Origin of the sequence: Hespellia stercorisuis DSM 15480, assembly GCF_900142165.1 — a bacterium.
GTDB classification, from domain to species: Bacteria; Bacillota; Clostridia; order Lachnospirales; family Lachnospiraceae; genus Hespellia; species Hespellia stercorisuis.
On sequence record NZ_FQZY01000016.1, the window covers coordinates 12,881 to 30,787 of the forward strand.

The window sequence follows — 17,907 nt, forward strand, 5'->3', positions numbered from 1 at the left end:
TGTGAGATGGGAGAAAAAATGTGTACGGTCCAGGTCGGACAGATAAAACGCGAATATCCGAGAGGAACCGCATACAAAGTGATTGCAGAGGATTTTCAAAATCAGTATCCGTATCAGATCGTGCTGGTTTTTATTGATAAATATCGTCTGCAGGAATTGTACAAAGGTCTGGATGGAAACCATGAGATTGAGTTTGTCACGATCGGCGACAACATCGGGCATAAGACGTACAAGAGGAGCATGTGTCTCATGATGGTCAAAGCGGTTCACGATGTGGGCGGCAAAGAACAGATAGAAAAGGTGCGTATCCATTACTCACTCAGCAAAGGGCTTTACTGTACGATAGAGGGAAAGCAGAAGCTCACAAGAGAGTTTTTGGATCGGGTCGAGGAGCGCATGTGGCAGATGGTTGAAGAACGGATGCCGATTAAGAAACGCTCAGTCAATACGACCGAGGCAATCCGGCTCTTTAAAAAGTATGGAATGCATGATAAAGAACGGTTGTTTCAGTACCGCCGTGTCTCGAGAGTGAACATTTACACCATGAATGAGTTTGAGGACTACTACTATGGGTACATGGTTCCGGATGCGGGATATCTGCGCTATTTTAAGCTGCATCTGTATGATGAGGGCTTTGTTCTGCAGATGCCGGTGATGGAAGCGCCGACGGTTGTTCCGCCGTTCCAACCACAGGAAAAGCTGTTTCAGGTGCTGAAGGAGTCCACCAGATGGGGCGATCTTCAGAATATCGAGACGGTGGGGGCGCTGAACGACATGTCCGCACATCAGAATATGCGGGAAGTGATTCTGGTACAGGAGGCATTTCAGGAGCGGAGGATTGCCGAGATTGCGGAACAGATTGCTTCAAGAAAATCTGTGAAGTTTATCCTGATTGCAGGACCGTCCTCCTCGGGGAAGACTACGTTCTCGCACAGGCTCTCAATCCAGCTTCGGGTAAATGGAATGATTCCTCATCCAATCTCGGTGGACAATTACTTTGTGGACAGGGAAAAAACGCCCAGAGATAAGGACGGAAACTATAATTTCGAATGTCTGGAGGCAATCGATGTCAAAGCGTTTAACAAAGATATGAGCGATCTTCTGGATGGAAAAGAAGTAGTGATTCCCACGTTTGATTTTGAAATCGGACGCAGAAGCTATGTGAATAAGCCACGGAGACTGGGGGCACAGGATGTACTTGTCATAGAGGGGATTCACTGTCTGAATCCAAAGCTGACGGAGATGCTGGCAGATGAGAATAAATTCAAGATTTATATCAGTGCACTGACACAGCTCAATATCGATGAACATAACCGGATTCCCACAACGGACGGGCGGCTGATCAGACGGATTGTGCGGGACGCAAGAGCACGCGGAACTTCCGCGCAGAAAACCATCTCGATGTGGCCCTCGGTGAGAAGGGGAGAGGAAGAGAATATTTTCCCGTTCCAGGAGGAGGCAGACGTGATGTTCAACTCGGCGCTGCTCTATGAGCTTGCTGTCCTGAAGCAGTATGTGGAGCCTCTTTTATTCGGCGTGGAAAAAGAAAGCGATGAATATCCTGAGGCAAAACGTCTCTTGAAATTTCTAGATTATTTTGTTGGCGCCGGGAGCGAGAACATCCCGATCAATTCATTGCTCAGAGAGTTTACGGGCGGTGGGTGCTTCGACGTGTAGAATGGATCGACAGCGGAGAGCGATAAGGAGAACGAGAGAGAACGCGGGAGTGCGGGAAAAGAACAAGAAGGAAAAGACAAGAATAATGGGAGCTGGTTTTCAGCCACCTCCCATTATTCTTGTCTTTTTTCTCTTCTGACAGCAGCCAGATTATTTAGATTTCGCATCTCTCCACAGCCAGATTACTTGGATTTCGCATCTCTTCACAGTCAGATTATTTAGATTTCACATCTCTCCACAGCCAGATTATTTGGATTTTACTTCCCTCCACAGCCGGTTGTATAGGGCATCGTTCTCATCCCCGAGAAACTTAAACGTCTCACAGTTGGCCAACTCAGAAGCATCCGGGAAGGCAATCCTGCTGTTTCGAATGTCTGGGTCCTCGATCAGTTCACGACCGGCAGTGTTCGGTGTGGAATACGTAATATAGTCGAAATTCATCTTGGCAATATCTCCGCGGCACAGGAAGTTGATAAATGCCTCCGCATTTTCCTTGTGCTTTGCATTCTTTGGAATGACCCAGGAGTCGATCCAGACATTGGAGCCTTCCTTCGGAATAACATATTCCAGATTTGGATTTTCCTTCTGTGTGTAGATGGCCTCGCCGGAGTAGATGACGCCAATGGCAGCCTCGTTTCCGATCATTTTGTCCCGAACCTGATCCACAACATAGGCCTGCACGAGTGGTTTCTGTTCAATTAGCAGATTTTTAGCTTCTTCCAACTCATCCAGATCGGTGGAGTTGAGAGAATATCCAAGATATTTCAAGGTGACACCGAAGGCATCACGCACACTGTCCTGCATCAGGATGCTGTCCTTGTATTTTTCATCCCACAGAACACTCCAACTGTCGATGGGCTCATCGACCATCGTCTTGTTGTAAAGGATACCGACAGTTCCCCATGTATATGGAACCGAATAAAGATTATCCGGGTCGAACTGGCGTGACTGCTCCATATAGGTCGTGCCGATATTTTTGAGATTTGGAATGTTGTCAAAATCAATCTCAGCCAGCAGATTACTTTCAATCATTCGCTGGACCATATAATCTGACGGGCAGACCACATCGTATGCAATCGCACCGGACTGTACCTTGGGGTACATGATCTCGTTCGTCTCGTACTCCTCATATACCACATCAATTCCGGTTTCTTCTTCGAACATATCAAGAACATCAGGATCCATATACTCCCCCCAGTTGTAGACAATCACCTGATTGCTGGAATGACCGGATTCTTTCGAACCGTAGTAGCAGCCGCCGATGACGATGGCGATAATAATAGCGGCCGGAGTCAGCTTGCGCAGACAGAAACGCCTGATTTTGTGACCTCTGGAAACAGAGATGCGCTTTGCGCTGGTGGCAGCATTTTTCTCCGGTGCCATATTAATCAGCATCAGAAGAACCAGAACCGTTAAAAACAGCAGGGTCGATAGCGCGTACATTTCCGGCTTGATGCCTTTGCGGACTTCACTGTAGATCTTGGTGGACAAGGTGTCAATTCCAGGTCCTTTGGTAAAATGAGTGATTACAAAATCATCCAGTGACATGGTAAATGCAAGCAGAAATCCGGAAAAAACACCGGGGATGATGTCCGGGAAGACCACCTTGAAAAAAGCGTAGACAGGTGATGCACCCAGATCGAGGGCCGCCTCATAGGTCGAGCGGTTCGTCTGCTTCAGCTTTGGCATGACGCTGAGAATAACATATGGAATGTTAAATGTAATATGCGCCAGCAGGATCGTTGAAAATCCCAATGAAAACCGGAAAGCGATGAACAGAAGCATCAGGGAGATACCGGTTACGATATCAGCATTCAGCATCGGAATGTTCGTGATGCCCATCATCAGGGTGCGGAATCTGCGGCGCATGCCCTGAATCCCGAGTGCTGCAGCCGTTCCGAGCAGCGTTGCGATCAGTGCGGACACCAGTGCGATGATCAGGGTCGTATACAGGGCGTTCATGATGTCCTGATTCTGAAACAGCGCGCGATACCAGTCAAGCGTGAAGTGCCCCCACTTGGAGCGGGACTTCGAACTGTTAAAGGAAAGGACAACCAGCGTGAGGATGGGAGCGTAGAGCAGCACCATGATCAGAAACAAGTATATTTTTTTAAGCGATTCTTTTATCAAAATGCAGTTCCCTCCCCATCTTTATCGTATTTGTTGATCAGAGCCATGCTGGCGATGATAAAGATCATCAGAATCAGCGAGAGACCGGAACCGACGTTCCAGTTGCTGCCCTGTTTAAATTCCTGTTCGATCACATTGCCAATCAGCAGAATCTTGCTGCCGCCCAGCAGATCAGAGATGACGAATGTGGTCAGCGAAGGTACAAAAACCATCGTGATTCCACTGATGATTCCTGGAACCGTCAGCGGGAGTGTGATATAAAAGAAAGTCTGCCAGTAGTTTGCCCCCAGATCCGCGGCGGCGGAAATGACGTCTTTGTCAATTTTGACAAGGACATTGTAAATCGGGAGCACCATAAAGGGCAGGAAATTGTAAACCATACCGAGCACGATGGCGTAAGGTGTGTTGATGATTGTGAGCTCCGGGAGATGAAAGAACGAGAGAACGATGTTGATGACTCCGTTTTTCTCCAGAAGATTCTGCCATGCCATTGTGCGCAGCAAAAAGTTCATCCACATGGGAAGAATAAAAATCAGCACAATAAAGCTGGTCTGATTCATGCTCAGCTCAGATAGAATCATTGCCAGAGGATACGCAAGAAGCAGACAGAACAGCGTGCTGACCAGCGACAGAAGGATGGATAATCCCAGCGCTTTCAGGTTTTCCGGTGTCGTGATCTGTGCCAGATTGCTCCAGGTGAAGTGCCCCTTGGAATCGGTCATTCCGTAGTACACAATCATCAAAAGTGGGATGATGATAAAGGAGACAGCCCAGAACAGGTAGGGACCGGCCAAAAGCTTCTTATTCTTCAATGTTAGAAACCTCCTCGTCCTCGGACTCCGGTTTTTTCATAATCTGGATATCGAAGGGATCCACTTTAACTCCCACTTCGGTTCCGACCGGGAACATATCAGTGCTGTGTACCAGCAGTTCATAGTTGTTGGCCAGGACTTCCATTTCATAGTGCACGCCCTTGAAAATTAAGTTGGTGACTACACCGTTGATGACGCCTTCGCCTGGCTTGACAAGGTCGATGTCCTCCGGGCGCAGAACGGCATCAACCGGCTTGTTCTCACCGAAGCCGACGTCGACGCATTCCCAGATGGCGCCGAGCATTTTCACGACTTTATCTTTTACCATCGTAGCGGCAAAAATATTGCTCTCACCAATGAAATCGGCGACGAACGCGTTCTGCGGCTCGTTGTAGATATCCTCCGGAGTTCCGATCTGCTGGATATACCCCTGGTTCATGACGACGATGGTGTCAGACATGGTGAGGGCCTCCTCCTGATCGTGGGTGACATAGATGAACGTGATTCCCAGCTCATTTTTCAGGCGAATCAATTCATACTGCATATCCTGACGCAGCTTGAGATCCAGTGCTCCCAGTGGTTCATCCAGAAGCAATACCTGGGGTTCATTCACGATGGCACGGGCGATGGCGATACGCTGCTGCTGGCCACCGCTGAGAGAGTCAGGAGTCCGCTGCTCGAAACCGTCCAGATTCACCAGCTTCAGCGCATACCGGATTTTGTCATCGATGTAGCTTTTGGATTTGCCTTTGATCTTCAGACCGAAAGCGATATTCTCTGCGATGGTCATGTGGGAGAACAGCGCGTACTTTTGAAACACGGTGTTTAACTGACGCTTGTTTGGTGGCAGTGCGTTGATGTTCTTTCCGCCAAAGATAATATCTCCCTTGTCAGGAGTCTCGAAACCACCGAGTATACGCAGAAGAGTAGTTTTTCCGCATCCACTTGGCCCGAGGAGGGTAAGAAATTCATTCTCACGGATGTACAGATCCAGTTCGTCCAGAACCAGATTTTCACCAAAGGATTTGGAAACTTTAACGATGTCGATTAATTTATTAGTCATGATGTTTCCTCCGAATAGAATTGTTTGATTTTATCGAACCGGCTGCTCATGTTCTCGAAGAGCAGGTCAATCAGGGTGAGCGCCACCATAGATTCTACCACTACAACAGCGCGAGGGACGATGACCGGATCGTGTCTTCCGTGGATGGAAAGCTCAGCAGGCATCCCGTCCTTCGTGACGGTCTGCTGAACCTGGGAGATTGAGGGGGTAGGCTTAACTGCAACCTTCAGCAGAAGATCTGATCCGTCACTCATTCCACCGAGAATCCCGCCGGAGTGGTTGGTGTTCTTGACGATTTTCCCGTCCGCAGTGGTAAATGCATCGTTATTTTCAATCCCGGTTGTCGTGGAAACGGCAGCACCGTCCCCGACTTCTACCGCCTTAACGGCACCGATGGACATCAGTGCTTTTGCGAGGCAGGCGTCCAGCTTATCAAAAACAGGTTCCCCGATTCCGATGGGCATGTTCCGGACAATACACTCGATGCTTCCGCCTGACGAATTTTGCTGCATGCGGAGTTCATCCAGATAGGCCTCCGCCTTCCGGGCATACTCGGCACTTGGCATGTAAAGCGGATTGCCTGTAATCTCATCAAAACAGTAAGCAGATGCAGGAACCTCCACCGGACCGATGGATTTTGTGAAAGTCAGGATGTCGATTCCGAGCTCCGCAAGGAGTTTGGAGGCAATGGCGCCTGCCGCCACCCGTCCGATGGTCTCGCGGCCGGAGGAACGTCCGCCGCCGCGGTAATCGCGATGAAGGAACTTCCGGTCAAAAGTAAAATCCGCATGTCCCGGGCGGTAAAGTGAAGCCAGATCGTCGTAATGCTTTGAAATCTGGTTTTCATTTCTGACCATCAATGCAATTGGTGTTCCAGTGGTGATTCCCTCAAAAACACCGGATAGAATCTCCACGCAGTCGGATTCCTTTCTCGGAGTGGCAAACCGGCTCTGTCCGGGCTTCCTCCTGTTTAAAAATTGTTGTATATCAGCTTCGCTTAAGGCAAGACCTGCCGGACAGCCGTCGATGACGACACCGACACCGGCTCCGTGGGATTCACCCCAGGTCATGATGCGAAATGAATTTCCAAGTGTTGATCCACTCATGATGTTGTTACTCCTTTCATATTGTAATGTGGGGGCAAAATGTATCCTGTGCCCTTGATATCGGGGGAAAACGGTGTATGATATCCTTTTAACCCCTACATCATTATATAAGAACATAAATCAAGTATCAATCTTTATTTTGCGGCGTTTCACTGTTTTTTCACTGTACTTTTATAATGTTTCGTATTATAATGAAAATCGTATATGGATAAATAAAAGGGAGTTTACTAAATGAGTGAATTTAATAAGGAAGAAAATAGAACAAGTCAAGAAGGAATGGAGAGCGGATCACATGGAGGATCTAAGCCGAAAAGCCAGCCAGCGGATGGAGAATCCGGGCAGGAAAAACAGTCAGCAGAAGGAAAACCAAGGAAAAAAAATCGGTCTGCAGCTGGGCAGGATCAGCCGAAAAACCGTTCCAATGATGGAAGACCAAGAAAAAAGAGACGTCCTGCAGATGAACAGTCCAAGCCAAAAGCTCAGTCGGCAGACGAACAGCCAAAGGCTGGAAAACAACAGGTCAGAGAGCAGTCCGCGGCAGAAAATAAGCTTGTCGGAGAATCGTCCGGCGCAGAAAACCGGTCTGACAAAGAACAATCCAAGCCGGAAAAACAGTCGGCAGAAGGTCAGTATGAAACAGAAGACCAGCAGGAGGATAACGCAATTCAGAAAAAACGCAGAAAAAAGAAAAAAAATATTGAGGACCAGCATATTCAGGCTGCTGAAGCAGTTTCGGATCCTGAGTCTTATGATGACGCTGATGACCTATTTGGTGCTGACGACCCTGAACCAGATAGAAAGGGATTCAAGATAGCAATGATTACGCTGGCCAGCATCGTGGGGATATTGGCAGTGGCTTACATCGGAATCTCGGTATTTTTTATGAGTCACTTCTATTTTAATACAAAAATCAACGGAATTGATTTTTCGACAAAAACAGTGGCGGACGTCGAGAAATATGTAAAAGAGCAGGTGAAAGACTATCAGCTGGTCATCGATGAAAAAAACAACGTAAAAGAGACCATCAGCGGGGAGGACATCGGCCTTTCTTATGTGGAAAACAACGATATCAAGAAAGCACTGGATGCGCAGGTTTCATTCCTGTGGCCAAAAGCATTTTTTTCAAAGAACAGTGCAAAGGTTACAATCGATGTGTCTTACGATAAAGAAAAGCTTTCGGCCGCACTGCAGCAGCTCAAATGTATCAGTGAGGTGGAGCAGGTTGATCCGGTCAGTGCGTATCCCAAGTTTGCGAACGGAGCATTTGCTGTTGAGCCGGAAGTGCCTGGTACGAAGGTAGATATGGATCGCTTTACAGAAGAAGCAAACAAGTATGTGTCCAGCTTCAAGACAGAACTGAACATGGAGGAAGACGGATGCTATGTGATGCCGAAATATACATCGGAGTCTCCGGAGGTACAGGCAGCCTGTGATAAGATGAACAGTTACTGCAAGGCAAGCATTACATATAATATGTCACCAAATACAGAAGTGGTGGACGCCACATTGATATCAGCATGGGTAACCTGTGATGAGAACATGAATGTTACCTTCAACCATGATGCTGTGGCAGGCTATATGGCAGAGCTGGGACAGAAATATGATACAGTAAAGACAACACGTAATTTCACATCGATTAGCGGTGCGGCAGCCAGCGTATCCGGAGGAACCTATGGATGGTCCATCGATGAAGCGACGGAAACACAGAATCTGATCGCGAGCATCGAGGCCGGTGAAGTCGCTACGAGAGAGCCGGCGTACGAGCAGACAGCGGCATCCCACGATGCGGTCGATTGGGGAAACACTTATATAGAAGTGAATCTGAGCTCTCAGCATATGTGGTATGTTGTGGATGGTGTGGTGAATTTTGAGGCGGATATCGTTTCAGGCCTTCCAACTCCGGAAAAAGCGACACCTACAGGAGTATATCAGATTCTGGAAAAGGAATCACCGTCTATTCTTAAGGGTGAGATACAGCAGAACGGTGAGCGCGAATACGAGACAGAGGTGACGTTCTGGATGAGAATCACCTGGTCAGGAATCGGATTCCATGATGCGACATGGCAGTCATGGTTTGGCGGAGATAATTTCACGGTGAACGGATCTCACGGATGTCTCAATATGTCTTACAACGATGCACAGACATTATACAGCATGATCAATATTGGACTTCCTGTTATTGTTTATAATTAAGGACGTTTAAACCTGGTGTGCCAACAGAAAGTGATACGCCACTACAGGAAAACGTCAAATCGGATTTCGAATGTTTTTAGGATTATGGAAGCACGAAGTGCGGAATAATCCGTAGGTATCAAGGGTCAAAATACCTTTTGACCCTTATCATATAATGAAAATGAGGGAAATATGTATCAGTTAATTGCAAAGGACGGAGCTGCCAAAAGAGGCAGGCTCCATACAGTACATGGGGTCATTGAGACCCCTGTATTTATGAATGTGGGTACAGCGGCTGCGATAAAGGGAGCGGTGTCCACAGAAGATTTACAGCAGATCAAGACGCAGGTGGAGTTGTCGAATACCTACCATCTGCATGTGCGGCCAGGCGATAAAGTAATCAAAAAGCTGGGCGGACTTCATAAGTTCATGGTGTGGGACAAACCGATTCTGACGGATTCTGGCGGATTTCAGGTTTTTTCACTCGCTGAGCTTCGCAGGATCAAGGAGGAAGGGGTATATTTCCATTCTCACATTGATGGACGCAAGATTTTTATGGGACCGGAGGAGAGCATGCAGATCCAGTCGAATCTGGCATCGACCATCGCAATGGCTTTCGACGAATGTCCGTCCAGTGTGGCGGATGAGACCTACATGAGAAATTCTGTTGCCAGAACAACCAGATGGCTGGAACGCTGTAAAAAAGAGATGGCCAGATTAAACGATCAGGAGGATACGATCAACAGGCAGCAAATGCTGTTTGGAATCAATCAGGGCGGCGTCTACGCGGACATCCGTGTAGAGCATGCAAAACAGATTCGGGAACTGGATCTGGATGGCTATGCGGTCGGCGGTCTTGCAGTGGGAGAAACTCATGCGGAGATGTACCGGATTCTTGATGCGGTGGTGCCGTATCTGCCGGTTGAGAAGCCCACGTATCTCATGGGAGTCGGGACACCTGCGAACATTCTGGAAGGAGTGGAGCGGGGCGTGGATTTTTTTGATTGTGTGTATCCGAGCAGGAATGGCCGTCACGGTCATGTCTACACAAATCATGGCAAAATGAATCTCTTTAATGCAAAATTTGAGCTGGATGACAACCCCATCGAGGAAGGATGCCAGTGTCCAGCCTGCCAGAAATACAGCAGGGCATATATCCGTCATCTGCTGAAAGCAAAAGAGATGCTGGGGATGAGACTGTGTGTGCTGCATAATCTTTATTTCTATAACAATATGATGGAAGAAATCCGGGCAGCAATAGAGACCGGGACATTCCAAAAGTATAAAGCGAACAAGCTGGAAGGTATGGAGCAGGGCGAATAATCACGTTACTGTGCATGATGCAAATAGCAATATATTTATTAAAGTTGTATGAAAAAGTAAAAAGAACTTGAAGTATTGTGTTATTTTGTGTATGATATGCCTAGTGCAATGTAAAATAGGAGGAATTTTAGAATGAATGGTTTATTAGCAACGAGCAATCTTTTGAGCGGTGGCGGAATTATTGTGATTTATGCAGTGCTTATCGGAGCAATGTGGTTTTTCCTGATGCGTCCACAGAAAAAAGAACAGAAGAGAGTTCAGGCAATGATCGCTACAATGGAAGTTGGAGATACCGTGCTGACATCTTGTGGTTTTTATGGTGTGGTCATTGACATTACGGACGAAGATGTTATTGTGGAATTTGGCAGCAACAAGAACTGTCGTATCCCAATGCAGAAAGCGGCAATTGCGCAGGTAGAGAAGCCATCTGCAGAGTAGGATATGCCGGCTAGCCTGAATGATAAGAGAATATGTAAAAGAGAGACGGAGTTTCATCTGTCTCTCTTTTTGCTTTCGGGGCGGAGTACTGCTCTTTTGAGGCAGATACATTTTTGGAGGTGTGCAGAGGAGGGCATGGAAAAACGTACACTTCTCAGCTGCCGGAGACTTGGGGGCAATTTAGCGAAGTAAAGGGTTGAAATGTGTAGAAAAATGCGGTATTATATTAAACAGTATTCATAAGTATAATTTATGGAAGGAAGAAGAGAAATGCAGTTGAAAATTGGAGTTATCAAGGGTGATGGAATCGGTCCGGAGATCGTGACCGAGGCAATGAAAGTATTGGATAGGGTTGGGGAGGTCTATGGCCATACCTGTGAGTATACCCAGCTTCTGATGGGCGGAGCATCGATTGATGTGAATGGAGTTCCGCTGACAGATGAGACCATTGCGAAGGCAAAGGAATGTGACGCAGTGCTGATGGGATCTATAGGTGGAGATGCAAAGGTTTCTCCGTGGTATAAGCTGGAACCGTCGAAGAGACCGGAGGCGGGACTTTTGAGAATCCGAAAGGAACTGAATCTTTTTGCCAATCTCAGACCGGCGGTGCTCTATGACGAGTTAAAGGGAGCCTGCCCACTGAAAGAAGAGATTACAGAAGGTGGTTTCGATATGATGATCATGCGTGAACTCACAGGAGGTCTTTACTTTGGAGAGCGCAGGACAGTTGAGGAGAATGGAGTGATGACGGCCCATGATTCTCTGACATACAATGAGAACGAAATTCGCCGCATCGCAAAGCGCGGTTTCGATATCGCGATGAAGCGTCGCAAAAAAGTGACCAGTGTGGACAAGGCAAACGTATTGGATTCTTCAAGATTGTGGAGAAAGGTCGTGGAGGAAGTTGCGGCGGATTATCCGGAGGTTACACTGGAAAATATGCTGGTTGACAACTGTGCGATGCAGCTGGTGCGTGATCCGAAACAATTTGATGTGATTTTGACAGAAAATATGTTTGGAGATATTCTCTCGGATGAAGCAAGTATGGTTACCGGATCCATCGGCATGCTGGCATCTGCAAGCCTGAATGAGACAAAATTTGGTCTCTATGAGCCGAGCGGCGGTTCTGCACCGGATATCGCGGGACAGGGCATTGCCAATCCGATCGCAACCATTTTATCCGCATCTATGATGCTGCGTTTCAGCTTCGACCTCGACAAAGAGGCGGATGCAATCGAGGCAGCGGTGGATCAGGTTCTGAAAGAAGGCTACAGAACCGGCGATATCATGTCCGATGGAAAAACAAAAGTAGGTACGACGCAGATCGGTGATTTGATTTGTGTGAATATTGCATAGATTACATATATCAGAAAGAAAAGGGGGTTGCAAAAGGCCACCTCTTTTTGATACAATAGTTTATTAAGAACATAGAACAACAAAGAATGGAACAAAACAATAGTTTGTTCAATCATGTCGGGAGAGGACGGAAAAGCAGATGAGAAGTGATACAGTAACAAAAGGAATGCAGCAGGCACCACACAGGTCTCTGTTCAATGCGCTTGGATATACCAAAGAAGAACTGGAAAGACCACTGGTGGGTGTTGTGAGTTCCTACAACGAGATCGTTCCGGGACATATGAATCTGGATAAGATTACAGAGGCAGTAAAGATGGGCGTTGCGATGGCGGGCGGAACTCCGATTATGGTTCCGGCGATCGCAGTGTGCGACGGAATTGCCATGGGCCATGTGGGAATGAAGTATTCTCTGGTTACGAGAGATCTGATCGCAGATTCGACAGAAGCGCTGGCAATGGCACATCAGTTTGACGCGCTGGTCATGATTCCAAACTGTGATAAGAATGTTCCGGGATTGCTGATGGCAGCGGCCCGCGTGAATATTCCGACGGTGTTCGTCAGCGGAGGACCGATGCTTGCGGGGCATGTGAGAGGACAGAAGAGAAGTCTCTCCAGTATGTTTGAAGCAGTCGGATCCTATGCTGCGGGAACGATGACGGAAGAGGATGTCTGTGAATTTGAGAACAAGGTCTGCCCAACATGCGGATCCTGTTCGGGAATGTACACAGCGAACAGCATGAACTGTCTGACTGAGGTACTTGGTATGGGACTTCAGGGGAACGGAACGATTCCGGCTGTATATTCCGAGAGAATCAAGCTTGCGAAGCACGCAGGAATGCAGGTCATGGAGATGCTGAAAAAGAACATCAGACCACGGGATATCATTACAAAAGAAGCAATTCTGAATGCTCTGACCGTAGATATGGCGCTGGGATGTTCCACCAACAGCATGCTGCATCTTCCGGCAATCGCACATGAGATCGGCATGGACTTTGAGATTGATTTCGCCAACGGAATCAGTGCAAAAACCCCGAATCTCTGTCACCTTGCACCGGCAGGTCCGACGTACATGGAGGATCTGAATGAGGCAGGCGGCGTCTACGCAGTGATGAACGAACTGAATAAAAAGGGACTGCTCCATACAGAGTGTATGACCGTGACAGGAAAGACTGTGGGTGAGAATATCAAGGGATGTGTAAACCGCAATCCGGAAGTCATCAGACCGATTGAAAATCCATACAGTGAAACAGGCGGAATCGCTGTGTTAAAAGGAAATATTGCACCGGACGGGAGTGTAGTTAAACGATCTGCAGTTGTGGAGGAGATGCTGGTACACGAAGGCCCGGCCAGAGTGTTTGAGTGTGAGGAAGATGCCATCGATGCAATCAAGAGTGGAAAGATCGTGAAGGGCGATGTGGTCGTGATTCGCTATGAAGGACCGAAGGGCGGCCCGGGTATGAGAGAGATGCTCAATCCCACATCAGCCATCGCGGGAATGGGACTTGGATCCAGTGTCGCGCTGATCACAGACGGACGATTCAGCGGTGCGAGCAGAGGAGCCTCCATCGGCCACGTCTCTCCAGAAGCAGCTGTGGGTGGACCGATTGCTTTGATCGAAGAAGGCGACATCATCAAGATCAACATTCCGGAGTTGTCATTGCAGGTAGATGTATCGGATGAAGAGCTGGCAAAACGAAAAGAAAACTGGCAGCCGAGAGAGCCGCGGGTGACCACGGGATATCTTGCAAGATATGCGGCTATGGTAACATCTGGAAACAGAGGTGCTGTTCTTGAGGTTCCGAAAGTAAAGTAAAAAGGGGATAAACTTTATGCAGTTAACAGGATCAGAGATTGTTGTAGAATGTTTAAAAGAACAGGGTGTTGATACCGTTTTCGGTTATCCGGGCGGAGCAATTCTCAATGTTTATGATGCATTATATAAACACAGTGATGAAATCACACATATTCTGACATCCCACGAGCAGGGAGCATCGCATGCTGCCGACGGGTATGCCAGAGCAACCGGCAGGGTTGGAGTGTGTCTGGCGACAAGCGGACCGGGAGCGACCAACCTTGTGACCGGAATCGCGACCGCTTATATGGATTCCATTCCGGTGGTGGCAATTACATGCAACGTAAATCTCCCGCTGCTGGGAAAAGACAGTTTTCAGGAGGTGGATATCACAGGAATCACACTTCCAATCACCAAACACAATTTTATTGTGAAGGATATTAATTCACTGGCAGACACGATTCGCCGGGCATTTGAGATTGCCCAGACCGGAAGACCGGGGCCGGTTCTGATTGATATTCCGAAGGACGTGACTGGTGTCATCGCGGAATATGAAAAGAAAGTGATTGAACCGGTAAGACCGGATGAAGTTTCTGTCTCGGATGAAGAAATCAATACCGCAGTGGAGATGATCGAGGCGGCAGAAAAGCCGTATATTTTTGTGGGCGGAGGAGCAGTGCTTTCTGATGCCAGTGATGAATTATTCGAATTTGTGAAAAGAGTGGATGCGCCGGTCTGCGATACCCTGATGGGAAAAGGCGCATTTCCGGGAACAGACGAATTGTATACAGGCATGCTTGGGATGCACGGAACCAAAACATCAAATTTCGGGGTCAGTGAGTGCGACCTTCTGATTGTTGTAGGTGCGAGGTTTAGCGATCGCGTGACCGGCAACGCGAAGAAGTTTGCCAATCACGCAAAAATCCTCCAGTTTGACGTAGATCCGGCGGAGATGGATAAGAATATTGTGATCACTGCGGGCGTCACAGGAGATATCAAAACAGTCCTGAAGAAGGTGAATGAAAAGCTGTCGCAGCAATCGCACAAACCGTGGGTGAAACAGATTGAAGAATACAAAGCAAAATATCCACTGTCCTATCATCCGGATGTATTGTCCGGTCCGTTTGTTGTGGAAGAAATTTACAGACAGACAAAGGGAGATGCCATCATTACAACAGAGGTAGGGCAGCATCAGATGTGGGCAGCTCAGTTTTATAAATACAGCAGACCCAGAACATTCCTGACTTCGGGGGGCCTCGGAACTATGGGGTATGGCCTTGGCGCGTCCCTGGGAGCCAAGATGGGTGTCCCGGATAAGACGGTAGTCAATATCGCCGGAGATGGATGTTTTCGCATGAACATGAATGAGATCGCAACAGCGGTGAGACATAATATCCCGATTATTCAGGTAGTGATCAATAATCATGTGCTTGGTATGGTTCGTCAGTGGCAGACCCTGTTCTACGAAAAGCGATATTCCCAGACCGTGCTCAACGACGCAGTGGATTTTGTGAAGCTTGCGGAAGCGATGGGCGCAACAGGCCTGCGTGCAAATACACAGCAGGAATTCAGGGTAGCTTTTGAAAAAGCGTTAACACTCGGGAAACCGGTTGTTATAGATTGTCAGATCGACAGTGATGAAAAAGTGTGGCCGATGGTAGCACCGGGAGCACCGATCAGTGATGCATTTGACGAAGGAGATGTGGCAAGATAGCCGCATAAATATGGAAAAGACCCGAAAAGGGCAGATGAATGGAGGAAGTAAGATGAGTAGAGTGTACAATTTTTCAGCAGGACCAGCAGTTTTACCGGAGGAGGTTTTGCAATCGGCAGCGGATGAGATGTTGGATTATAATGGGACTGGAATGTCGGTTATGGAAATGAGTCATCGCTCGAAGGCATTTGAGAAAATCATCACAGAGGCTGAGGCTGATATCCGTGAACTGATGAACATTCCGGATAATTATAAGGTATTATTTTTACAAGGCGGTGCTTCACAGCAGTTCGCGATGATTCCTATGAATCTCATGAAGAATAAAGTCGCAGATTACATTGTGACAGGACAGTGGGCAAAGAAAGCATATCAGGAAGCGTCAAAGTACGGTAAGGTCAACAAGATTGCATCCTCAGAGGATAAGACATTTACTTATATTCCGGATTGCTCCGATCTCCCGATTTCAGAGGATGCGGACTATGTCTATATCTGTGAGAACAACACGATTTACGGAACAAAGTTCAAAGAACTTCCGAACACAAAGGGCAAGACACTGGTTGCGGATATTTCTTCCTGTTTCCTGTCAGAGCCAATTGACGTGAGCAAATACGGCATTGTATATGGCGGCGTTCAGAAAAACGTTGGACCTGCAGGAATGGTCATCGTGATCATCCGCGAAGATCTGATCACGGAGGATGTACTTCCGGGAACACCGACGATGCTTACATATAAGACACATGCAGATGCAAAATCACTTTACAATACACCACCGGCATATGGAATCTATATCTGTGGCAAGGTCTTCAAGTGGCTGAAAGCTATGGGTGGTCTTGAGGTGATGAAAGAGCGCAACGAGAAAAAAGCGAAAATTTTATATGATTTCCTTGATCAGAGTAAATTGTTTAAGGGTACTGTTGTAGCAAAGGATCGTTCTCTTATGAATGTTCCGTTTGTCACAGGGGATGAAGAGATGGATGCAAAATTTGTGAAAGAAGCAAAAGAAGCAGGTCTTGAGAATCTGAAAGGACATCGTACCGTAGGCGGAATGCGCGCAAGTATCTACAATGCCATGCCGATAGAGGGCGTGGAGGCACTGGTTGCATTCATGAAGAAATTTGAAGAGGAGAACTTATAAGATGTATAAATATCATTGCTTAAATCCAATCGCAGAAGTAGGATTGGACCGTTTTACAACAGATTACGCGCAGACTGCCAAAGTGGAAGAGGCAGATGCCATTTTAGTGAGAAGTGCTGCAATGCACGATATGGAATTTTCAGAGAACCTGAAGGCGATCGGCCGTGCTGGAGCCGGAGTCAACAATATTCCGCTGGAGAAATGTGCAGAAAAGGGTATTGTTGTATTTAACACACCGGGAGCAAATGCCAACGGTGTAAAAGAACTCGTCATAGCAGGAATGCTGCTGGCATCCCGTGATATTGTCGGAGGAATCAACTGGGTACAGGAGTACGAAGAGGACGGAAATATTGCAAAATTGGCTGAAAAACAGAAGAAACAGTTTGCCGGCCACGAGATTGAAGGAAAGAAGTTGGGTGTGATTGGTCTGGGAGCAATCGGTGTTCTGGTTGCCAATGTTGCAACACATCTCGGAATGGAAGTTTACGGATATGATCCATACGTCTCTGTTGACTCTGCATGGAAACTTTCCCGCAGCATCCACCACGCAACCTCAGTGGATGAATTATACAAAGAGTGTGATTTCATTACAATTCATGTTCCTGCTACAGAGGATACGAAGAACCTGATTGATAAAGACGCAATCAGCATCATGAAGAAGGACGTAGTTGTTATGAACTTTGCCAGAGACGTTCTGGTGAATGGCGAAGATATGGTAGACGCACTCGTATCTGGCGCCGTAAAACGTTATGTAACAGATTTCCCAACCCCGGAGATCGCAGGCGTGAAGAATGCAATTGTCATCCCTCATCTGGGAGCTTCTACGGAGGAATCTGAGGATAACTGTGCAGTGATGGCTGTTGCAGAGCTCAAGGACTATCTTGAGAATGGTAATATTCGCAATTCTGTGAACTATCCTGCGTGTGAAATGGGTGATCGTGCCGGAAATGTAAGAATTACGATTCTCCATAAGAATATTCCGAACATGCTGGGACAGTTCACCGCACTTCTGGCGGAGGCAGATATGAATATCGCACTGCTGTCTAACAAGAGCAAAAAAGAATATGCATACACCATGATTGACGTAGAAACGGCCGTTTCTGACGAGGTACAGGAAAAAATCGCGAAGATCAACGGAGTTCTGAAGGTGAGAGTTCTCGCGTAAATACAGTAAAATAATAAATAACGG

Annotated in this window: 13 protein-coding genes; 9 read left to right on the forward strand and 4 right to left on the reverse strand. The window is 47.4% G+C overall.

The features are described 5' to 3' along the window. The first annotated feature begins 6 nt into the window (after positions 1-6). A complete protein-coding gene (locus tag BUB85_RS06410; protein ID WP_073107064.1) occupies positions 7-1,677 on the forward strand; it encodes a nucleoside kinase in 1,671 nt (556 codons plus the stop codon). A gap of 246 nt (positions 1,678-1,923) precedes the next feature. Here the strand turns inward: BUB85_RS06410 and BUB85_RS06415 are convergent, their stop codons facing one another. Genes BUB85_RS06415 through aroC form a run of 4 tightly spaced genes read right to left on the reverse strand, consistent with a single transcriptional unit; the run spans position 1,924 to position 6,788 of the window. Continuing rightward, positions 1,924-3,807 (reverse strand): extracellular solute-binding protein, encoded by a 1,884-nt coding sequence (locus BUB85_RS06415; RefSeq protein ID WP_073107069.1) that lies wholly within the window; start codon positions 3,805-3,807, stop codon positions 1,924-1,926. Beyond that, the gene (locus tag BUB85_RS06420) at positions 3,804-4,619 is read right to left on the reverse strand and encodes an ABC transporter permease (protein WP_073107073.1); all 816 of its coding nucleotides are present in this window, start codon (positions 4,617-4,619) and stop codon (positions 3,804-3,806) included. Before BUB85_RS06420 ends, BUB85_RS06415 begins: the two co-directional genes overlap by 4 nt. Continuing rightward, positions 4,609-5,682, reverse strand: a complete 1,074-nt coding sequence (locus BUB85_RS06425; RefSeq protein ID WP_073107078.1) for an ABC transporter ATP-binding protein — start codon at positions 5,680-5,682, stop codon at positions 4,609-4,611. Before BUB85_RS06425 ends, BUB85_RS06420 begins: the two co-directional genes overlap by 11 nt. Next, on the reverse strand, positions 5,679-6,788 hold the full coding sequence (gene aroC / locus BUB85_RS06430) for a chorismate synthase (RefSeq protein ID WP_073107083.1): 1,110 nt from the start codon (positions 6,786-6,788) through the stop codon (positions 5,679-5,681). Before aroC ends, BUB85_RS06425 begins: the two co-directional genes overlap by 4 nt. 231 nt (positions 6,789-7,019) lie before the next feature. Between aroC and BUB85_RS06435 the strand changes: the two genes are divergently transcribed. The 8 genes from BUB85_RS06435 (at position 7,020) to BUB85_RS06470 (ending at position 17,883) form a co-directional block, all read left to right on the forward strand. Continuing rightward, positions 7,020-8,981, forward strand: a complete 1,962-nt coding sequence (locus BUB85_RS06435; protein ID WP_242945366.1) for a L,D-transpeptidase family protein — start codon at positions 7,020-7,022, stop codon at positions 8,979-8,981. 171 nt (positions 8,982-9,152) lie between these two features. Continuing rightward, complete coding sequence (tgt, locus tag BUB85_RS06440) at positions 9,153-10,283, forward strand: tRNA guanosine(34) transglycosylase Tgt (protein WP_073107087.1); 1,131 nt, start codon at positions 9,153-9,155, stop codon at positions 10,281-10,283. A gap of 132 nt (positions 10,284-10,415) precedes the next feature. Next, complete coding sequence (gene yajC, locus BUB85_RS06445; RefSeq protein WP_073107091.1) at positions 10,416-10,721, forward strand: preprotein translocase subunit YajC; 306 nt, start codon at positions 10,416-10,418, stop codon at positions 10,719-10,721. 270 nt (positions 10,722-10,991) lie between these two features. Continuing rightward, positions 10,992-12,077 carry a 3-isopropylmalate dehydrogenase gene (leuB, locus tag BUB85_RS06450; protein WP_073107095.1) on the forward strand — a complete coding sequence of 362 codons (1,086 nt, stop codon included), beginning with the start codon at positions 10,992-10,994 and terminating at the stop codon, positions 12,075-12,077. Positions 12,078-12,216: 139 nt separating this feature from the next. Then, positions 12,217-13,890 carry a dihydroxy-acid dehydratase gene (ilvD, locus tag BUB85_RS06455; RefSeq protein ID WP_073107098.1) on the forward strand — a complete coding sequence of 558 codons (1,674 nt, stop codon included), beginning with the start codon at positions 12,217-12,219 and terminating at the stop codon, positions 13,888-13,890. A gap of 16 nt (positions 13,891-13,906) precedes the next feature. Continuing rightward, a complete protein-coding gene (gene ilvB, locus BUB85_RS06460) occupies positions 13,907-15,583 on the forward strand; it encodes a biosynthetic-type acetolactate synthase large subunit (RefSeq protein WP_073107101.1) in 1,677 nt (558 codons plus the stop codon). Positions 15,584-15,635: 52 nt separating this feature from the next. Then, positions 15,636-16,718 carry a 3-phosphoserine/phosphohydroxythreonine transaminase gene (gene serC / locus BUB85_RS06465; RefSeq protein ID WP_073107277.1) on the forward strand — a complete coding sequence of 361 codons (1,083 nt, stop codon included), beginning with the start codon at positions 15,636-15,638 and terminating at the stop codon, positions 16,716-16,718. 1 nt (position 16,719) lies between these two features. Continuing rightward, positions 16,720-17,883: a phosphoglycerate dehydrogenase gene (locus tag BUB85_RS06470; RefSeq protein WP_073107104.1), complete on the forward strand. Its 1,164-nt coding sequence runs from the start codon at positions 16,720-16,722 to the stop codon at positions 17,881-17,883. Positions 17,884-17,907 lie beyond the last annotated feature (24 nt).

Bases quoted from the DNA above. Each gene is read 5' to 3' on its own strand.
- yajC (WP_073107091.1), top strand. From the start codon at position 10,416: ATGAATGGTTTATTAGCAACGAGCAATCTTTTGAGCGGTGGCGGAATT.
- ilvD (WP_073107098.1), top strand. From the start codon at position 12,217: ATGAGAAGTGATACAGTAACAAAAGGAATGCAGCAGGCACCACACAGG.
- leuB (WP_073107095.1), top strand. From the start codon at position 10,992: ATGCAGTTGAAAATTGGAGTTATCAAGGGTGATGGAATCGGTCCGGAG.
- tgt (WP_073107087.1), top strand. From the start codon at position 9,153: ATGTATCAGTTAATTGCAAAGGACGGAGCTGCCAAAAGAGGCAGGCTC.
- BUB85_RS06435 (WP_242945366.1), top strand. From the start codon at position 7,020: ATGAGTGAATTTAATAAGGAAGAAAATAGAACAAGTCAAGAAGGAATG.
- BUB85_RS06410 (WP_073107064.1), top strand. From the start codon at position 7: ATGGGAGAAAAAATGTGTACGGTCCAGGTCGGACAGATAAAACGCGAA.
- BUB85_RS06425 (WP_073107078.1), bottom strand. From the start codon at position 5,682: ATGACTAATAAATTAATCGACATCGTTAAAGTTTCCAAATCCTTTGGT.
- ilvB (WP_073107101.1), top strand. From the start codon at position 13,907: ATGCAGTTAACAGGATCAGAGATTGTTGTAGAATGTTTAAAAGAACAG.
- aroC (WP_073107083.1), bottom strand. From the start codon at position 6,788: ATGAGTGGATCAACACTTGGAAATTCATTTCGCATCATGACCTGGGGT.
- BUB85_RS06470 (WP_073107104.1), top strand. From the start codon at position 16,720: ATGTATAAATATCATTGCTTAAATCCAATCGCAGAAGTAGGATTGGAC.
- serC (WP_073107277.1), top strand. From the start codon at position 15,636: ATGAGTAGAGTGTACAATTTTTCAGCAGGACCAGCAGTTTTACCGGAG.